Origin of the sequence: Staphylococcus sp. HMSC061G12 (assembly GCF_001838465.1) — a bacterium.
Taxonomy (GTDB): Bacteria; Bacillota; Bacilli; order Staphylococcales; family Staphylococcaceae; genus Staphylococcus; species Staphylococcus simulans.
The window spans coordinates 20,034-20,879 of sequence record NZ_KV837157.1 but is presented as its reverse complement, the minus strand read 5'-3'; the positions used below and the strand labels follow the sequence as shown (position 1 = coordinate 20,879).

At 37.9% G+C, this 846-nt stretch carries 1 protein-coding gene; it reads left to right on the top strand.

What is annotated here, in order from left to right; genetic code table 11:
* Window positions 1–846, top strand: an 846-nt coding sequence (locus tag HMPREF2937_RS10985; protein ID WP_180364644.1) for an FIVAR domain-containing protein, incomplete at both ends; no start/stop codon positions are given.

Below are 846 nucleotides of genomic sequence, written 5' to 3'. Positions count from 1 at the left end.
CATTAGATGCGTTGAAAGCAGAGCTTGAAAAAGCAAAAGCAATCAACAAAGATGAGTACACGCCTAATAGTGTGAAACCATTAACTGATGCAGAAACAACAGGACAAGCAATTGTTGATGCACCTGACAATAAAACAACAGCAGAAATTGAAGCTGCTACACAAGCATTAAAAGATGCTCAAGCAGGTTTAGTTGCAAAAGCAGATAAAGCAGAACTTGATAAAGCTATCACAACTGCTGATGGATTGAATTTAGATCCAACTGATAAAGAAGATAAAGCTGTACAAGATGCTTTAGAAAAAGCAAAAGCTGTTCAAGCAAATCCAAATGCGACTCAAGATGAAGTTAATGCGGCGAAAGATGCATTAAACAAAGCAATTGAAGCTAAAACTGCTCAAGATCAAGCAGACGCAAAACAAGCAGCGCTTGATGAGTTGAAAGCAGAACTTGCGAAAGTCGCAAAAATCGACCTTAATCAATACACACCTGATAGTGTTAAACCTTTAACAGATAAAGAAATCGAAGGTAATGCAATTGTAGCTATTCCAGATGCAAAAACTACAGAAGAAATCAAAGCTGTAACACAGGCGTTGAAAGATGCTCAAGCTGGTCTAGTTCAAAAAGCTGATAAAGCTGAATTACAAAAAGCAATCGATGCGGCAAATGCTTTAGGTAACCTTGATGCTGCTGATAAAGAAGATAAAGCACTTCAAGATGCAGTAGCAGTTGGTGAAAAAGTGAAAGCTGACGGCAACGCAACACCACAACAAGTGGCAGATGCTACAAAAGCAATTAATGATGCGATTGCAGCAAAAGAACATCAAGATGCTTTAGATGAATTAAATA